This window comes from Psychrobacter sp. 1Y4, assembly GCF_051847555.1.
The window spans coordinates 1-892 of record NZ_JBPYDE010000278.1 but is presented as its reverse complement, the minus strand read 5'-3'; the positions used below and the strand labels follow the sequence as shown (position 1 = coordinate 892).

Annotated in this window: 1 protein-coding gene and 1 pseudogene; one reads left to right on the top strand and one right to left on the bottom strand. The window is 43.4% G+C overall.

What is annotated here, in order from left to right; translation table 11 throughout:
• A partial coding sequence (locus tag ACS8FC_RS15765; RefSeq protein ID WP_459112967.1) for an SPFH domain-containing protein occupies positions 1-343 on the top strand: 343 nt, incomplete at its 5' end.
• Between the two features lie 78 nt (positions 344-421).
• Here the strand turns inward: ACS8FC_RS15765 and ACS8FC_RS15760 are convergent.
• Positions 422-892, bottom strand: a pseudogene (locus ACS8FC_RS15760) (oxygen-independent coproporphyrinogen III oxidase); the annotation flags it as partial.

Below are 892 nucleotides of genomic sequence, written 5' to 3'. Positions count from 1 at the left end.
CTCTATGGAAGAGCAAGCAGCCGCAGAGCGTTTACGCCGTGCGACCGTTACTCGTGCCGATGGTCAAAAACAAGCCGCTATTTTGGAAGCAGATGGACGTCTGGAAGCTTCACGTCGCGATGCTGAAGCGCAAGTGGTACTGGCTAAAGGCTCAGAGGAATCGATCCGTCTTATCACAGCGGCGATGGGTGATGAGGAGATGCCGATTGTCTACTTACTTGGCGAGCAGTACATCAAGTCTATTCGTCAACTGGCAGAGTCTGACAATTCAAAAATGGTGGTGTTGCCTGCAGATATCCTAAGCACGGTGAAAGGGATGGTTGGTGATAAATTAAAACTGTAAACACCGCGCAGTTATATCTAAAAAAGACCTCGCTTGAGGTCTTTTTTACGTTTGATAATTGGCTTCAAAATCATTATTTTAAATAACTTTTGAGAAGCGGTCTTTATGTTTATTTTCTAGATATTCATCAAAGACCATAGCGACATTGCGACCAAGCAAGCGGCCCCTAGGTAAGACACGAATGCCAGCAGCATCCATATCAATCAGTCTATCTGCTTGCATCGCACCCAGCTGTTGGATCTCATCAATAAAATAGGTGATGGCATCGATACCGAATTTTTGATTCACATCTTTAAAATCAAGATAATCGTGGCAGAGCAAGTTCATAATGACATATTCGCGTAAGCGATCTTTGATAGACGTCTTAATATATTTCACCGCAGGCATGACCGCAGGATTAATTTTTGCCATATCAATCTTAGCTTGATAGTTTTGCAAGTCGGTGTCATTTTGCAGGATATAGCGCGTATTGCTGTTGGCAATTTGACTGATGGATGAGACGCCAAAGCCTAATAAGTCACAATCACCCATGATGGTATAACCCTGAAA